Here is a 16,178-nt window from a genome sequence, read left to right on the forward strand (position 1 = left end):
GCGCGGAGTGCGATTGAAGGCGGGCGGCTGAAGGTCCGGACAAAGCACTGGTCCGGCTGCCACCCGCGCCCACTCAAACGGATTCGGACCGGCAATGCAATCGGCCGCGCGGCCTCACCGAGAGAAGGCGTGCACGGGCGCGTGGTTCTCGCGCCAGAGCACCAGCGGTGGGGAAGAGCATTCCCCGGACACCGTTGCTTGCGGCTGATTGTGCGGCGCGGCCCATCCGGCTATCGTCGCGCAAAACCGGAGGAAGCGCAGCCATGCATGTCTTGATCATCGGCGCGGCGGGCATGATCGGCCGCAAACTCGTGGGCGCCATCGCCCGCACCGGCAGCCTGGGCGCATTCCGCGTCGACAGGCTGACCCTGGCGGACGCGATCAGGCCAGAGGCGCCCGAAGGGTTTTCAGGCGAGGTCGCCACCCTGGCGCGCGACATTTCCGATCCCCACACGGCGCCTGAGCTGCTGATCGGCCTGCCCGACGTGATCATCCACCTGGCGGCCATCGTCTCGGGCGAGGCGGAGCAGGATTTCGACAAGGGCTACCGGATCAATCTCGATGGCACCCGTTATCTGTTCGACGCGGTCCGCTCTCTGTCCGAGACCGACGGCTATTGCCCGCGGCTCGTCTTCGCCTCCTCGATCGCCGTCTACGGCGCGCCGCTGCCCGACGAGATCGACGACACCTTCCTGCTGGCGCCGCTCACCAGCTACGGCACGCAGAAGGCGATCGGCGAATTGCTGCTGCAGGATTATTCGCGCCGCGGCTTCTTCGACGGGCTGGCGATCCGGCTGCCCACCATCTGCATCCGCCCCGGCCTGCCCAACAAGGCGGCTTCGGGCTTCTTCTCCGGCATCCTGCGCGAGCCGCTGGCGGGCAAGCCCGCGATCCTGCCGGTTCCCGACACGGTGCGCCACTGGCATGCGAGCCCGCGGGCGGCGGTGGGCTTTCTCACCCACGCCGCGACCATGGAGACGGGCGTCGTCGGCCATCGCCGGGTGCTCAATATGCCGGGCATCTCGGCCACGGTCGCCGAGCAGATCGAGGCGCTGCGCCGGGTGGCCGGCGACAAGGCGGTGGCGCTGATCCGGCAGGAACCCGATCCGGCGATCCTGCGCATCGTCTCCACTTGGCCGCGCGGCTTCACCGCCGAGCGCGCCAAGGGCCTCGGCTTCAAGGCGGAAAGCTCGTTCGACGAGATCATCCGCATCCACATCGAGGACGAGATGGGCGGGTCGCTCCCGGGCTGAGACCGGGAGCGGTCAGTCCGCCTGGGAAACCTGGGCGGTGACCTCGATCTCGATCAGCATTTCCGGGCGGATCAACTGGCAGACGATCATCGTCGCCGCCGGGTCGATGCCGCCCAGATGCTCGGCCAGCACCGGCGCCACGGCGTCGAAATGCTCGGGGCTGGTCACGTAATAGCGCACCCGGACGATGTCGCTCAGGCTCGCATCCAGCGCCTTGAGCGACGCGGCGATGGTCGAGAAACAGTTGCGCGCCTGGGCGGCCACGTCGGCCGGCATTTCCATCGCGGCATAATCATAGCCGGTGGTGCCGGAGACATGCACGAACGGCCCCTGCCGCACCGCGCGGGAATAGGCAGCGGTCTTCTCGAAGGGCGAGCCGGTGGAATGCTTGCGTCGTTCGCTCATGCCGCGTGCTCCCTCAACCGCGCCTCAGCCATGCGCCCAGTCCATGTAGAGTTCGCGCGCATTGCGCGCCACGGGGCCGGCCTGCAGTTCGCGGCCCTCGATGCGGATGACCGGCACCACCTTGGAGTGGTTGCCGGTCGAGAAGATCTCGTCGGCATCCATGAAGTCGCCGACCGAGAGCGATTTTTCCACCACTTCGGTTCCCGCCTCGCGCAACAGCCTGATCGTGCGCGACCGTGTGATGCCCGACAGGAACGTGCCGTTCGGCGCCGGCGTGAACACCACCCCGTCCTTGACCATGAAGATGTTGGAGGTACCGGTCTCGGCGACATTGCCGAGCATGTCGAGCACCAGCGCATTGTCGAAGCCGCGCGACTTGGCCTCCATGATCGCCCGGCCGTTGTTGGGATAGAGGCAGCCGGCCTTGGCATTGGTCGGCGCGGTCTCGTAGGTCGGACGCCGGAACGGCGAGACGCTCACGGAGAATCCGGACGATGCGATCATCGGGCTTTCGAACAGGCACAGGCAGAAGCGCGTCGAATCCGGGTCGGCCGGCACCGACATGTAGCCGCCATGCTCGGCCCAGTACATCGGCTTGATGTAGACCGCGGTCTTGCCGTCGAACTTCTTCAGGCCCTCGCGCGCCAGATCCTCGATGGCCGCGGCCTCCATGGTGGCGCGAAGCCCCAGCGCATTGGCCGAGCGGTTGACCCGCTGGCAGTGCAGGTCAAGATCCGGCGCCACGCCGTCGAACCAGCGCGCGCCGTCGAACACGGTCGATCCCAGCCACATGGCGTGGCTGACCGGACCGATCAGCGGCGGATTGCCCTCCAGCCACTCTCCGTCCACATAGGTCCAGGTCTTTGTGCGCGCTTGGGTGTTGACGGCCATGGGGGTCTCCTGAAGGGTGTCATCGCAAAGACTGAACATTCGGACGGGGCAGCCACCGCCGTCAAGTCATGGCCGGCGCCGCCCGCCGGGAAATATCGCAATTGCACGATCCTTGCGCGGAGGTGCCCCGTCGGGACACAAATGGGCGTGTGGGACGCCCCCACCTCATGGTCCGGCCGTCCGGAGGGACCCTGGAAGTGCGCCGCGCGGCTTGACTGTTGCACTGCAACATGAGCATCGTGGCGAGGAATGGAGATTTTGCCGATGGCCTACGCCGCCTATGTGTTCGATGCTTACGGAACCCTGTTCGACGTGCATGCGGCGGTGCGCCGCCATGCCGATGCGATCGGCCCCGACGGGCAGCAGTTTTCGGACATCTGGCGCGCCAAGCAGCTCGAATATTCCTGGACGCGGGCGCTGATGCGCGAGTGGAAGGATTTCTGGGCGCTCACCGAAGACGCGCTCGACCACGCCTTCGAACGGATCCCCAGCGCCGACAAGAGCCTGCGCGCCGACCTGCTCGACGCCTATTTCAAGCTCGACTGCTACCGCGAGGTGCCGTCCGTTCTCAAGGCGCTCAAGGCCACCGGCGCGCGCGTGGCGATCCTGTCCAACGGCTCGGTGCCGATGCTGGAATCCGCCGTCAGGAACGCGGCGCTCGACACGGTGATCGACGACGTCTTCTCGGTGGACGAGCTCAGGACCTTCAAGACCGATCCGGCGGTCTACGACATGGTCACCACCGCCTACCGCCTCTATCCCGACGCGGTGTCGTTCCAGTCCTCCAACCGCTGGGATGTGGCGGGCGCAACGAAGTTCGGCTTCCGCACGGTGTGGATCAACCGCGCCAGGATGCCCGACGAATACCGCGATCTGTCCCCGTCGCTGATCCTGCCGGATCTCAACGGCGTCGAATAGGCCGCGCAATCACACCGGCTTCACGGCGATATCATCGGGAATGACCCCACTGTGGCAAGTTCACCACAAGCCTGGCGTGGGATGGACACAATCGGAACTCAATTGTGAACCGCGCGTTGATCGGAACCGGAGCATCTCCGGCAGGTGTCGGCGCCGCCCTGTTTTCTCGACCGCCTGTTTCTCGACCGAAGGACCTTCCCGCGACATGACCGGACCCAAACAAAAAGACGCGAACTTCTCCGGAGTTCCCGGATTCCCCGCTGACGCCCGCGCCCTGTCGCGGCGCGGCTTCCTGGCGCTGGGCACGGCTGCCACCGCCGTGCTCGCCGGCTGCACGGGAACGACAACCAGGCGGTTCGCCGAAGAAACCGCGCCGATCTACCGCACGCCGGACAACCGCGTGTCGGGCCTCGGCCGGGGATCACCCTATTACGACGCCATGTACGGGCCGAAGCTCGACGAGCCGTTTCCCTTGCCCGCCATTCCCTACACCGAGATCGACCCGGCCTATCTGCGCCAGGAAGTGGCCGATCCGACCGGAGAGCGTCCGGGCACGATCGTGGTCGACACGGCGCAGCGCTTCCTGTTCCTGGTCCGGGAAAACGGCCGCGCCATGCGCTACGGCGTCGGCATCGGCCGCGACGGCTTCTCCTGGTCGGGCCGCGCCGTCGTGCAGTGGAAGCAGAAATGGCCGAAATGGACGCCGCCGGGCGAGATGATCGCGCGGCAGCCGGAACTGGCCAAGTGGTCGGCCGAGAACGGCGGCATGCCGCCCGGCCTCGACAACCCGCTCGGCGCCCGCGCCCTCTACATCTTCCAGAACGGCGAAGACACGCTCTACCGCCTGCATGGCAGCCCGGAATACCAGTCCATCGGCAAGGCCGTGTCGTCAGGCTGCGTGCGGCTGATCAACCAGGATATCTGCGACCTCTACGACCGGGTTCCGACGCGCACGCCGATCGTCGTGATCTAGGCTGTTCATGGCGGGGATCGCCCGCTTGAGAGCACGCCCCGGATCATGCTACCGGATTCGGGGTTGCCGGAGGTGGACTGGGTGCTCCGGCGGGTCGCGGGGGCGAGCGCATGACCGGTTCGGGGTCCTTATCCGCGTGTCTGGCCGGGGCGGCGTCGGCACTGCTGGCCGCAAGCTGCGTGCCGCAGGATCACGGATGGGCGTCGCGGTACCGGCCGGCGCAGGAACTCAAGATCGCGGTGGTGATGCCGCCCAACGCGCCGTCGATCTCGCAGCAGTTCCTGTTCACCACCAATGACGCCAAGCACATCGGCATCGATGTCATCGGCCGGGTCGGAACCCCGGTCATCGCCGCCGCGGACGGCCGGGTCCGGGGCTCGTTCTACGAGCCGGCCTACGGCCACCGCATCGAGATCGAGCATGGTCCGGACTCCGCCGGCAGGCGCGCGGTGACCGTCTACAAGCATCTGAGGGAGCGGCTGGTGGGCGAGGGCGCGCTGGTCAGGCGCGGCGAGCAGATCGCCACGCTCGGGACCACTGGCATGCTCGGCGGCGGCATCCCGCACCTGCATTTCGAACTGTTCCGCCAGGCAGGTGATGAGAGCGAGGTCTCCGCCGATCCGCACCTGTTCTGGGCCGGCGGCGTCGGCCGGGTCACCTGCTTCGATCCGGCTGCCCATTATGACGCAACCCTTTTCCGCACCACCTATCCGGTGCCATGCCGCTGACAGACGGTGAAGGCCCGCGGACATGCCGCGGGCCTTGCAAGGGGCGTCTATTCGCAGATCTGCAGCGGGCCGAACTGAACGCAAGTGCCGCTGCGGCCGAGCCTGCGGCCGGTGACCTGCCTGCAGAGCTGGCGATTGTCGTGGCGGAACCGATTGGATTGACGGCACTCCCGTTCAACGTCGCGCCGGCTCATGCGCCGCGGGCCCCGGTCATCGCGCCAGCGTCTGCGGTTATCATCGCGGCGGAAGCCATTGTCGTCGCGACGGCGGAAGCCGTTGTCGTCTCGCCGGCGCTGCAGGTCGTCCCTGTACTGGGCCAGTTCGACCCCGGCGTCGCCGGCTTCCGGCGTGGAAAGCGGAGCGAGGCCTGCGGCCGACGCCGCGCTGACGCCGATCTTCGACGCCACGTAGACGGCGCCGATGGCGGCGCAGCCGCCGAACAGGAATGCGCGACGCGACAGCGCTTCCGGCGTGGCCGGTGAGGGACTTTTTAGGGACCCGGTGAGTGTCTTCAGGAGCTTGCTGATCATGACGGGAAGTCCACTTCGTGTGAGAGGGCGGGGACAGCAGCGACAGGCGAGCGGCGGGACCGCGAAGGCGGACCCCGGCACGTTCGCACCCCACTATCTCCCCAATTGAGTCAATACGTTGTCCACCCCCGCTCCGCCCGGTGCTGCTGCGAGGCAGATGTCGACGGGCGCACGGGATCGCGCAGCCGAACGGCCCGACGTCGGGCGTCGGCACCTGGGCAAGGATCGGGGTCTTGGCCCCGCCGGGCGCGTCTGGGCGGGGAGCCTAGAACCCCTTTTTCAGCGATCCGAGGATGCCGCGCACCAGCGCCCGGCCGAGCGAGCTTGCCGCCGACCGCGCCACCGACTTGATCACCGCTTCGGTGACCGTCTGGCGCTGGTAACCGGGCCGCGAGCGGCTCGAGGTCTTGCGCGGCGTCGGACTTCTGTCCTCGCGCTCCCCGGCGTCGTCGCCATAGCCGGGCAAGGTCCAGCGGCGGCTTTCGGGGCGTTTTTCCTCGGTTTCCTCCTCGCGGGCGCGCTCCTGCTCCTCGGCCTTGGCGGCGTCCGCGGCGCGGCGCTGAAGCATCTCGAAGGCGCTGTCGCGGTCGAGATCGGTGTCGTACTGCCCGGCCACGGGACTGACCGCCATGACCTTCTGCCGCTCGGGTTCGGTGACCGGCCCGAGCCGCGACGAGGGCGGCCGCACCAGCGTGCGCTCGACCATCGAGGGCACGCCCTTGGCCCCGAGCGTCGAGACCAGCGCCTCGCCCACGCCCAACTGGGTGATGGCCTCGAAACAGTCGAAGGCCGGGTTCGGCCGGAAGGTTTCGGCCGCCACCTTCACCGCCTTCTGCTCACGCGGCGTATAGGCCCGGAGCGCATGCTGGATGCGGTTGCCGAGCTGCGACAGCACGCTCTCGGGCACGTCGAGCGGGTTCTGGGTGACGAAATAGACGCCCACGCCCTTCGACCGGATCAGCCGCACCACCTGCTCGACCCGGTCGATCAGGATCTTCGGCGCCTCGTCGAACAGCAGATGCGCCTCGTCGAAGAAGAACACCAGACGCGGCTTGTCGGGATCGCCGACCTCGGGCAGTTCCTCGAACAGTTCGGACAGGAGCCACAGCAGGAAGGTGGCGTAGAGCCGCGGGTTCATCATCAACCTGTCGGCCGCCAGCACCGAGATCGCGCCGCGGCCGTCATTGGTGGTGCGCATGATGTCGGCGATCCTGAGCGCCGGCTCGCCGAAGAAGTTCTCCGCGCCCTGCTGCTCGAGCACCAGCAGGCCGCGCTGGATCGTGGCCAGCGACTGCTTGGTGATGTTGCCGTACATCGCCGACAATTTCTCGGTCTCGCCCGACATGTAGCTGAGCAGCGACTGCAGGTCCTTGAGGTCGAGCAGCGGCAGGCCGTTCTCGTCGGCCAACTTGAAGGCGATGTTGAGCACGCCCTCCTGGGCCTCCGACATGTCCATCAGCCGCGCCAGCAGCAGCGGGCCCATCTCGGTGATGGTGGTGCGGACCCGGTGGCCCTTCTCGCCGAACAGGTCCCAGAAGATCACCGGGAATTCCTGGAACTCGTAGGGATCGAGACCGATCGCCTTGGCGCGCTTTTCGAGGAAATCCTTGTATTCGCCGATCGCGGCGATGCCCGAGAGGTCGCCCTTGACGTCGGCGCAGAACACCGGGACGCCGGCGTTGGAGAAGCTCTCGGCCAGGATCTGCAGCGTCACCGTCTTGCCGGTGCCGGTGGCGCCGGTGATCAGCCCGTGCCGGTTGGCGTATTTGAGATCGAGATACTCGCCCTTGTTGATGCTGTCGTCGGGATTGCGGCTGGTGCCGATGTAGAGCTTGCCTTCTTCGAGCATGTCGTCCTCTTGCTGCGCCGGTCGCGGCTTCCTTCGCATGCGCCGAGCGCAGGCTTCGTCGGATACTTATAGCAAGCCCGGCTGCCGGAACAATGCTTGTTGCCTCGCCGCCGCGGCCGGCTTCCGCCGCCGCGCCAGCCTGGGGAAAGCTTGTCTGCCTAGGGTCGGCGATCAGAGCGCCAGGGGATTATCGGGCATCATGGAGCACGGGGCGACGCCAAAGCCTGAAAACGCCTGCCGGCTGACACGCCCGGCGGGTCGGTCCGCCAATGTGCGAGCGCCGGTCCGGCAGGTTCCGGGAGCCCTGGCATGAAGGTCGTCATTCTTGCCGGCGGCCTGGGCTCGCGCCTGTCCGAGGAGACCCATCTCAAGCCCAAGCCCATGGTGGAGATCGGCGGCCGCCCGATCCTGTGGCACATCATGAAGCTCTATCACGGCCACGGCCTCAGGGATTTCATCATCTGCTGCGGCTTCCGCGGCTATGTCATCAAGGAATATTTCGCCAATTACGCGCTGCACATGTCGGACATGACCTTCGACATGTCGGAGAACACCGTGCATTTCCACCGCCAGAGCGCCGAGGACTGGCGGGTCACGCTGGTCGACACCGGCGAGACCACCCTGACCGGCGGACGATTGAAGCGCGTCGCGCCCTATCTCGAGGGCGAGGAGAGCTTCTGCTTCACCTATGGCGACGGCCTGTCGGATGTCGACATCTCCGCCACCATCGGCTTTCACAAAAGCCATGGCCGCCTGGCGACGGTGACCGCCGTGCGCCCGCCCGCCCGCTTCGGCGCGCTCAAGCTCAAGGGCGACGAGGTCCAGGGGTTCATCGAGAAGCCCGAAGGCGAGGGCGGCTTCATCAATGGCGGCTTCTTCGTGCTGTCCCATCCGGTTCTCGAGCGGATCGAGGGCGACCGCACCAGCTTCGAGGGCGAACCGCTGGCGGATCTCGCCGGCGAGGGGGAGCTGCGGGCGTTCTTCCACCGCGGCTTCTGGCAGCCAATGGACACGCTGCGCGACAAGACCATGCTGGAAACGCTCTGGACGGAGGGCAATCCGCCATGGAAAAGCTGGTGACATCGCAAAGCCTGCCCGATCCGGATTTCTGGCGCGGCCGCAGGGTGCTGTTGACCGGGCATACCGGCTTCAAGGGATCGTGGCTCTTGTTCTGGCTTGAGGCCATGGGCGCCAAGGTCACCGGCTGCGCCCTGCCTCCCGAAGCGCCCGCCGCATTGTTCCCGCTGCTGCATGCCCAGGACCGACTGTCGGGCGAGATCGCCGACATCCGCGATGCCCATGAACTCAGCAACCTCGTCGAGCGCGCCCGGCCTGAGATCGTGCTCCATCTCGCCGCCCAGTCGCTGGTGAGGCGCAGCTACGCCGATCCGGTGGGCACCTTCGCCACCAATGTGACCGGCACCGACAATCTGATGCAGGCGCTGGCGCGGACCGGAACGGCGCGCGCCATCGTGGTGACCACGACCGACAAGGTCTACCGTAATTCCGGCGACGGCCGCCGGTTCCGCGAAACCGATCCGCTCGGCGGCGAGGATCCCTATTCCGCGAGCAAGGCCGCCTGCGAAATGGTGGTGGCCGGATGGCGCGCCCATTTCGAGAATGCCGGCTGCGGCATCGCCACGGCGCGGGCCGGAAACGTCATCGGCGGCGGCGACTGGGCCGAGGACCGGCTGTTTCCCGATGCGATCCGGGCCTGGTCGAAGGGGGAGGTTCTCGCGGTGCGCCGGCCCTTCGCGACGCGGCCCTGGCAGCATGTGCTCGAGCCGCTGCGCGGCTATCTGGTGCTGGCCGAACGATTGGCCTCCGGCGCCGAGCTTGCGCCGGCCTACAATTTCGGCCCCGTCGAGGACAGCGCCGCCGTGCGTGACGTGCTGACGCTCGCCGCCAGCCATTTCGGCAGCGCCGGGATCGAGTATGACGAAATGCCCGAGGGCCCGGCGGAAGCCCACGCGCTGGCGCTCGACCCGTCGCTCGCGGCCGCCGATCTCGCCGTCTCGGGGCTGTGGAAGCTCGACCAGACCGTGGCCCTGACCGCGCGCTGGTACCGCGACCATCTGGACGGCCGCTCCGTCAGGGATCTGTGCGAGGAAGATTGCAGCGCCTATGTCCATGCGGCGCGGCCCGCATCCGCGGGAAACGGACGGTGAGCGCCTCTCCCTTCACATTCACGCCGCTGATGCCGGGCGCGTCCGGCGGGCCGGTGCTAGTGACCCGCACGCCGCGCGTCGACGACCGCGGCGCCTTCGCCCGGATCTTCTGCGCCGAGGCCCTCGCCGGAATCGGCTGGCCCGGGCCGGTGGCCCAGATCAATCACAGCCGCACCGCGCGCCGCGGCACCGTGCGCGGCCTGCATTACCAGATCCCGCCGCATGCCGAGGCCAAGCTCGTGGTCTGCATCCGCGGCGCGGTGCTCGATGTTGCCGTCGATATCCGCGCGGACAGCCCGACGCGCCACGCCCATGGCGCCGCGGAACTGTCGGCCGAAACCGCGACCGCGATGTATGTGCCGGAGGGCTTCGCCCACGGGTTCCAGGCGCTCACCGACGAGGTAGAGCTGATCTATGTCCATTCGGCGCCCTATGCGGCCGCGGCGGAGGCCGGGCTTCGCCATGACGATCCCGCGCTCGCGATCGCCTGGCCGTTGTCCGTCAGCGGGCTTTCGGAGCGCGACGCCGCGTTTCCGCTGATCGAAGGTGGTGGCCAATGATGCGCTGCCGGCATTGCGGCGGCGGCGATGTCATCCCGTTCCTCGACCTGGGGCTGGCGCCGCCCTCAAATTCCTATCTCCGCGCCGAGGATCTCTCCCGGCCGGAAAAGCACTATCCGCTGGTCATCCGCACCTGCACCGCCTGCTGGCTGACCCAGACCGAGGATTTCGCCGACCGGGAGGAGTTCTTCTCGGGCGATTACGCCTATTTCTCCTCCTTCTCCCGCACCTGGCTCGACCACGCCAGCGCCTATGTCGCCGCCATGCGCGACCGCTTCGGCCTCGGGCCTGACAGCCTGGTGGCGGAGGTGGCCGCCAATGACGGCTATCTTCTGCAATATGTCCAGGCGCTCGGCATTCCCTGCTACGGCGTCGAGCCGACCCATGGCACGGCCGAAGCCGCCCGGGCCAAGGGCATCGAGATCGTCGAGGCGTTCTTCGGGCGCGATCTCGCCGCCACGCTCGCGGGCGAAGGCCGGCAGGCCGACCTCATCGCCGCCAACAACGTGCTGGCCCATGTGCCCGACATCAATGATTTCGTGGCGGGCTTCGCCCTGCTGCTCAAGCCCGCGGGCGTCGCCACCTTCGAGTTTCCGCATATCCTGGAGATGGTGCGCGGCAACCAGTTCGACACCGCTTATCACGAGCACTACTCCTACCTGTCGCTTCTGGCGGTCGAGCGCATCTTCCGTAAGAATGGGCTTACCGTATTCGATGTCGGCACCACGCCGCACCACGGCGGCAGCCTGAGGGTCTATGCCTGCCGCGCCGATCACTCGGCCCATGCGGTTGCGCCGGCGGTCGCCGGAATGCTTGAGACTGAGCGCAAGGCGGGGCTCGACGGCGAGACGTTCTATGCCGGCTTCCAGGCGAGCGCCGAATCGGCACGCGACGCGTTTCGCGAATTTCTCACGGACATGCGGGCCGCGGGTCAGAAGGTCGCCGCCTACGGCGCCGCGGCCAAGGGCAACACGCTTCTCAATTTCGCGGGCGCGACCGCCCGCGATATCGCCTTCGTCGTCGACCGGAACCCCGCCAAGCAGGGCCGCTACCTGCCCGGCTCGCATATTCCGATCGTGGGCGAGGACACATTGCTCTCCGAGCGACCAGACAAGGTGGTGATATTGCCATGGAATATCGAGACAGAAATCAGGAGCCAGCTTTCCTGTATCAAAGACTGGGGTGGACAGTTCGTGACGGCCATCCCGAGCCTCGCGATCCGGGAGTAAGCACGCCTGTCATCGTCGAACTGACGGAAACGCCGACCGAGCCGATCGCGCCGCAGCCCGCCAAGCCCGACGCCTGAGGGCGGACCGGACCGGCCGGTCAGGCCTCGAGCAACCCGGTGAGGACGGCTGCGACGCGGGCCTGCGCGGCCTCGTCCATGCCGTGATAGCTCGGCAGGTTGATGGCGCGGCCGGCAATGTCGTGCGCGTTGACATTGTCCGGGCGGGCGTCGAACATCGGCAGCTCCGACAGCGGCCAGAAGAACACCCTTGCGTCGATATTGGCGGCCGCGAACGCGGCGGCGAGCCGCTCCCGGGTGACGCCGGTCTCGGGCGAAAATACCGCGGTGGGCATCCAGTAGCCATTGGTGACGCCCTCGGGCTCGGCGTTGAGGGCGATGCCGTCGTGGCCCGACAGCAGCGCGCGGTAGCGCGCCATGATCTGACGCTTACCCTCGATCAGCTCGCTTATCCGCTCGACCTGGGCACAGCCGATGGCGGCCGAGACATTGGCCATCTTGAACTTGTAGCCGGTGACGGTGGGGAAGAACTGGCGCGGTTCGCTCGCGTCGCGGCCGTGATTGGCGAGCGTCGCCACCCGCGCGTAAAGCGCCGGGTCGTTGGTGACGAACATGCCGCCCTCGCCGGTGGTCATGGTCTTGGTGCCGTGGAACGAGAACGTGCCGAACGCGCCCATGGAGCCCGCCCGCCGGTTTCCCCAGGCCGAGCCGATGGCCTCGGCCGCGTCCTCGATCACCGGGATGCCGTGGCGCGCGCCGAGGGCGAGAAGCCGGTCCATGTCGCCCATCGAGCCGTAGAGATGGACCGCGATGATTGCCTTCGTGCGCGGCGTGATCGCGGCTTCGACCAGCGCCGGGTCGAGGCACCAGGTGTCTTTCAGAATATCCACGAAGACCGGCGTGGCGCCGAGATGGACGACCGGGGCGACGGAGGCGATCCAGTTGCTTTCGGCGAGGATCACCTCGTCGCCGGGCCCTATGCCGAGCGCCGCCAGCCCCAGATGCAGCGCGCCGGTGCAGCTCGAGGTGGCAATGGTGTGGGCGACGCCCAGATGGGCGGCGAAATCGCGCTCCAGCCGGTGGATGTAGTCGTAGCACTGCGCGCCCCAGCCATTGCGCGCCGCATCGGTGGCGTAGGTCACCTCGAGCTCGGTGATCGACGGCTTGGTATAGGCGATGCGCTCGGTCATGGAGGCGTTCCTGCGGCGGGTCCGGGCCTGTCTAGCGCTTCGAGCCTGCGCGGAGATTGCGCCGGTTCGTGAAAAATCCCGTTGGCGGGCGGCCGCGTTTTCTGGCAAGAGAAAAACGGCCGGAAACAAGGGGACCCACATGCGCACGGTTTATGTCAACGGAGACTATTTGCCGGAAAACGAGGCCAAGGTCTCGGTCTTCGATCGCGGCTTCCTGTTCGGCGACGGGATCTACGAAGTGGCCTCCGTGCTCGGCGGCAAGCTCATCGATTTCCCCGCCCACATGGCGCGGCTGCACCGCTCGGCGGGCGAGCTCGGCATGCGGTTTGCCGTGAGCGACGACGACCTGCTGGCGATCCACCGCGAACTGGTGCGCCGCAACGGCGTCGAGGAAGGCGTCGTCTACCTGCAGATGACCCGTGGCGCCACCGACCGCGATTTCACCTTCGACACCGAAAAGCTGACGCCGACGCTGGTTCTGTTCACCCAGTCGCGGCCGCTGATCGACACCAAGGTCGCCCGCGACGGCATGAAAATCGTCTCGATCCCCGACCTGCGCTGGGGCCGCTGCGACATCAAGACCGTGCAACTGCTCTACCCCTCGCTCGGCAAGATGGAAGCCAAGGCCCGCGGCGCCGACGACGCCTGGATGGTCCGCGACGGCGTGGTGACCGAAGGCACCTCCAACAACGCCTTCATCGTCACGAAGGCCGGCGCCATCGTCACCCGGCCGCTGTCGCATTCGATCCTGCCCGGCATCACAAGGGCGACGCTGATGCAGTATTCCCGCGAGAACGGAACGGCGGTCGAGGAGCGCGAATTCACGCTCGAGGAAGCCAAGGACGCCGCCGAGGCCTTCATCACCTCGGCCTCGGTCTTCGTCGGCCCGGTGATCTCCATCGACGGCGTCGAGCTGTCGGGCGGCAACCCCGGGCCGGTGACGCTGGGGCTGCGAAAGACCTATCTCGAGGAAAGCCTCAAGCGCGCGCTCTGAGGATCAGGACGCCGCACCACACAAACTTTTGAACCAAAAAGCCCTGCTGATACAGCAGGGCCTTAAGGCGTTTAGCTAAACCAGTCTAAGATGGTGATCAGCCAATTAAAAATGCGAATGAGAGCTTCCAGCGCGCGCTCCCAGCGCGAAATTGGTATCTTCATACCTATCTCCCGTGAGCTGCGAAGGCAGCCCGACCGGAAGTTCACGGTTCATTGCCACCTTCATCAAAACAATATCTAGTTTCAATGAGGTGGCTTGTTTTGCATTCGGCATAGGAATCTCCATCGCCAACGAAACAAACTCATCCTTCTTAACCGGTTGTAGCTACATCTTAGCCTCCATGTCGTTTCAAATTTTCCACCTAATGATGTGGGGATGAGATTTTCTCTTTTCAATATTTTTTTTAAACAACTATGTTCGTTCCATGTATGGATGGTTTGCGAGCCGTTGCGGCGGGTCGCGCCCGCCTCAGACCGACTTGATCGCGCCGCCATCGCAGCGGATCATCGAGCCGTTGATGTAGCTCGCCCGGGCGCTGACCAGGAAGGCGGCAACGGCCGCGAACTCCTCGACCTCGCCATAGCGCCCCACCGGAATCTGCGCCCGCGCCGCATCGGCCACCGCGTCGAGGCTCCTGCCCGTGCGCTTGGCGTTGGCGGCGTCGAGCTGCTTGAGCCGGTCCGTCTCGATCCGGCCGGGCAGCAGCATGTTGAAGGTCACGCCGTCCTGCGCCGTCTCGTTGGCCATGGATTTCGACCAGCCAGCGAGCGAGGCGCGCAGCGCGTTGGAAAGACCGAGATTCGGGATCGGCTGGATCACGCCGGACGACGCGATGGTCAGCACCCGGCCCCAGCCGCGCTCCCGCATGCCTGGCAGGAAGCGGGCGGTCACGTCCATCACGCTCAGCACCATGATCTCGAACTGGCGGTGGACCACCGAAAGGTCGGCCTCGCTCATCGCGCCGGGCGGCGGGCCGCCGGTGTTGTTGACCAGGATGTCGAGCTGGCCGAATTCCCTGGCGACGCTCTCCTCAAGAAGCGCCGGTGTGGCCTTGTCGGACAGATCCGAGACGACATGGCGTGCCTTGCCGGCGCCGCGTCCGTTGATGGCGTTGGCGGCGGCCTCGAGCCGGGCGCCGTCGCGTCCGGTGATCATCACGTCGCAGCCTTCGGCGGCGATCGCTTCGGCCACGCCGAGACCCAGCCCGCGTGACGACGCCAGCACCAGCGCCCGTTTTCCTGTCAGTCCGAGATCCATGATGTCTTTCCTTGCTTGCCGGTTGCCTGCTAAAGGCTTGCCCATACGTCGCCGCAGAGGCGGCAAAGGTCAACCCGTCCGGTCGTCATTCGGGGCGGAACGCGAGGAACCCACCGTGGTCGAGATCACCATCCCCAAGCCCGATGACTGGCACCTGCACCTGCGCGACGGCGCCATGCTCGAGGGCGTGCTGCCGTTTTCGGCCCGCCATTTCGCCCGCGCCATCATCATGCCCAACCTGGTGCCGCCGGTGGTGACAAGCGCGGATGCGCAAGCCTATCGCGACCGGATCCTCGCGGCGCTGCCCGCGGATCTCGAGTTCACGCCGCTGATGACGCTCTACCTGACCGAGGGCACCGACCCGGCCGATGTGGCGAGCGCCCATGCTTCGGGCCTGGTGACGGCGGTCAAGCTCTACCCGGCCGGCGCCACCACCAATTCCCATTCCGGCGTGCGCGACCTTTCCAAAGTCATGCCGGTTCTCGAAAAGATGGCCGAGATCGGCATGCCGCTCTGCATCCATGGCGAGGTCACGGATCCCTCGGTCGATATCTTCGACCGCGAGGCGGTGTTCATCGAGACCGTGCTCGATCCGCTGCGCGCCCGCGTGCCGGACCTGAAGATCACGCTCGAGCACGTGACCACGTCGCAGGGCGTCGATTACGTCATGGGAGCGGACGCCAATCTGGCGGCCAGCATCACCACCCATCACCTGATGATCAACCGCAACGCCATCCTCGCCGGCGGCATCCGGCCGCATTACTACTGCCTGCCGGTGGCCAAGCGCGAAAGCCATCGCCTGGCGCTGCGCAAGGCAGCGACCTCGGGCGACGCGCGGTTTTTCCTCGGCACCGATTCCGCGCCCCATGTCGATCCGCTCAAGGAATGCGGGTGCGGCTGCGCCGGCATCTTCACGGCGATCAACACGCTCTCATGCCTCGCCCATGTGTTCGAGGAGGAGGGCGCGCTCGACCATCTGGCCGCGTTCGCGAGCCGCAACGGGCCGGCCTGGTACGGGCTCCCGGTCAATGACGAGACCGTCACGCTGGTCAAGCGCGACCAGCCGGTCCACTGGCCCGACAAGATCTTCACCGGCGACGGGCCGGTCACCGTGTTCGATCCGCTTTTGCCCATCCACTGGGAAGTTGCCTGAGCAGCCTTTCAAGGCTCGAGCGAAGCTGGTATTCGGATCGCCGAGACAAGGGGGCGGCGA

16 protein-coding genes are annotated in these 16,178 nt (G+C 66.8%); 10 read left to right on the forward strand and 6 right to left on the reverse strand.

Annotation, left to right across the window (positions count from 1 at the left end; genetic code table 11):
- Positions 1-263 precede the first annotated feature (263 nt).
- Positions 264-1,253: a D-erythronate dehydrogenase gene (gene denD, locus LL06_RS04515; protein ID WP_035522816.1), complete on the forward strand. Its 990-nt coding sequence runs from the start codon at positions 264-266 to the stop codon at positions 1,251-1,253.
- A gap of 12 nt (positions 1,254-1,265) precedes the next feature.
- Here the strand turns inward: denD and LL06_RS04520 are convergent, their stop codons facing one another.
- Positions 1,266-1,658, reverse strand: coding sequence for a RidA family protein (locus LL06_RS04520; RefSeq protein WP_035522819.1), 393 nt, complete (start codon positions 1,656-1,658; stop codon positions 1,266-1,268).
- Between the two features lie 24 nt (positions 1,659-1,682).
- Entirely contained in the window at positions 1,683-2,549 is an 867-nt protein-coding gene (locus LL06_RS04525; RefSeq protein ID WP_035522821.1) for a branched-chain amino acid aminotransferase, read from the reverse strand.
- 264 nt (positions 2,550-2,813) lie between these two features.
- Here LL06_RS04525 and LL06_RS04530 point away from each other — a divergent pair, with 264 nt between their 5' ends.
- From LL06_RS04530 to LL06_RS04540, 3 genes are all read left to right on the forward strand, one after another.
- Entirely contained in the window at positions 2,814-3,467 is a 654-nt protein-coding gene (locus LL06_RS04530) for a haloacid dehalogenase type II (RefSeq protein WP_035522900.1), read from the forward strand.
- A gap of 205 nt (positions 3,468-3,672) precedes the next feature.
- Entirely contained in the window at positions 3,673-4,440 is a 768-nt protein-coding gene (locus tag LL06_RS04535; RefSeq protein ID WP_052161209.1) for a L,D-transpeptidase, read from the forward strand.
- Between the two features lie 179 nt (positions 4,441-4,619).
- The gene (locus LL06_RS04540) at positions 4,620-5,168 is read left to right on the forward strand and encodes a M23 family metallopeptidase (RefSeq protein WP_052161210.1); all 549 of its coding nucleotides are present in this window, start codon (positions 4,620-4,622) and stop codon (positions 5,166-5,168) included.
- Positions 5,169-5,215: 47 nt separating this feature from the next.
- On the opposite strand, the gene LL06_RS26280 is transcribed toward LL06_RS04540, so the two are convergent.
- Both LL06_RS26280 and LL06_RS04550 read right to left on the reverse strand, forming a co-directional pair.
- Positions 5,216-5,698, reverse strand: coding sequence for a hypothetical protein (locus tag LL06_RS26280; RefSeq protein WP_052161211.1), 483 nt, complete (start codon positions 5,696-5,698; stop codon positions 5,216-5,218).
- A 265-nt stretch (positions 5,699-5,963) separates the two neighbouring features.
- On the reverse strand, positions 5,964-7,547 hold the full coding sequence (locus tag LL06_RS04550; protein ID WP_035522826.1) for a helicase HerA-like C-terminal domain-containing protein: 1,584 nt from the start codon (positions 7,545-7,547) through the stop codon (positions 5,964-5,966).
- 309 nt (positions 7,548-7,856) lie between these two features.
- On the opposite strand from LL06_RS04550, the gene rfbF reads away from it, so the two are divergent.
- The 4 genes from rfbF to LL06_RS04570 are packed head-to-tail and all read left to right on the forward strand — an operon-like array spanning position 7,857 to position 11,504.
- Positions 7,857-8,627 (forward strand): glucose-1-phosphate cytidylyltransferase, encoded by a 771-nt coding sequence (rfbF, locus tag LL06_RS04555; RefSeq protein ID WP_035522828.1) that lies wholly within the window; start codon positions 7,857-7,859, stop codon positions 8,625-8,627.
- Positions 8,612-9,715, forward strand: coding sequence for a CDP-glucose 4,6-dehydratase (gene rfbG, locus LL06_RS04560; RefSeq protein ID WP_035522831.1), 1,104 nt, complete (start codon positions 8,612-8,614; stop codon positions 9,713-9,715). The genes rfbF and rfbG overlap by 16 nt, the downstream gene beginning before the upstream one ends.
- On the forward strand, positions 9,712-10,275 hold the full coding sequence (gene rfbC, locus LL06_RS04565) for a dTDP-4-dehydrorhamnose 3,5-epimerase (RefSeq protein WP_244447050.1): 564 nt from the start codon (positions 9,712-9,714) through the stop codon (positions 10,273-10,275). Before rfbG ends, rfbC begins: the two co-directional genes overlap by 4 nt.
- On the forward strand, positions 10,275-11,504 hold the full coding sequence (locus tag LL06_RS04570; protein ID WP_035522908.1) for a class I SAM-dependent methyltransferase: 1,230 nt from the start codon (positions 10,275-10,277) through the stop codon (positions 11,502-11,504). The genes rfbC and LL06_RS04570 overlap by 1 nt, the downstream gene beginning before the upstream one ends.
- Before the next feature lie 97 nt (positions 11,505-11,601).
- Here LL06_RS04570 and LL06_RS04575 read toward each other — a convergent pair whose 3' ends face one another.
- On the reverse strand, positions 11,602-12,711 hold the full coding sequence (locus LL06_RS04575; protein WP_035522834.1) for a DegT/DnrJ/EryC1/StrS family aminotransferase: 1,110 nt from the start codon (positions 12,709-12,711) through the stop codon (positions 11,602-11,604).
- Positions 12,712-12,850: 139 nt separating this feature from the next.
- On the opposite strand from LL06_RS04575, the gene LL06_RS04580 reads away from it, so the two are divergent.
- Entirely contained in the window at positions 12,851-13,705 is an 855-nt protein-coding gene (locus tag LL06_RS04580; protein WP_035522837.1) for a D-amino-acid transaminase, read from the forward strand.
- Between the two features lie 471 nt (positions 13,706-14,176).
- Here LL06_RS04580 and LL06_RS04585 read toward each other — a convergent pair whose 3' ends face one another.
- Positions 14,177-14,965 carry an SDR family oxidoreductase gene (locus LL06_RS04585; RefSeq protein WP_035522839.1) on the reverse strand — a complete coding sequence of 263 codons (789 nt, stop codon included), beginning with the start codon at positions 14,963-14,965 and terminating at the stop codon, positions 14,177-14,179.
- 115 nt (positions 14,966-15,080) lie between these two features.
- On the opposite strand from LL06_RS04585, the gene pyrC reads away from it, so the two are divergent.
- Complete coding sequence (gene pyrC / locus LL06_RS04590; RefSeq protein WP_035522841.1) at positions 15,081-16,118, forward strand: dihydroorotase; 1,038 nt, start codon at positions 15,081-15,083, stop codon at positions 16,116-16,118.
- Positions 16,119-16,178 lie beyond the last annotated feature (60 nt).

It is taken from the genome of Hoeflea sp. BAL378, from assembly GCF_000759435.1.
Taxonomy (GTDB): Bacteria; Pseudomonadota; Alphaproteobacteria; order Rhizobiales; family Rhizobiaceae; genus Hoeflea.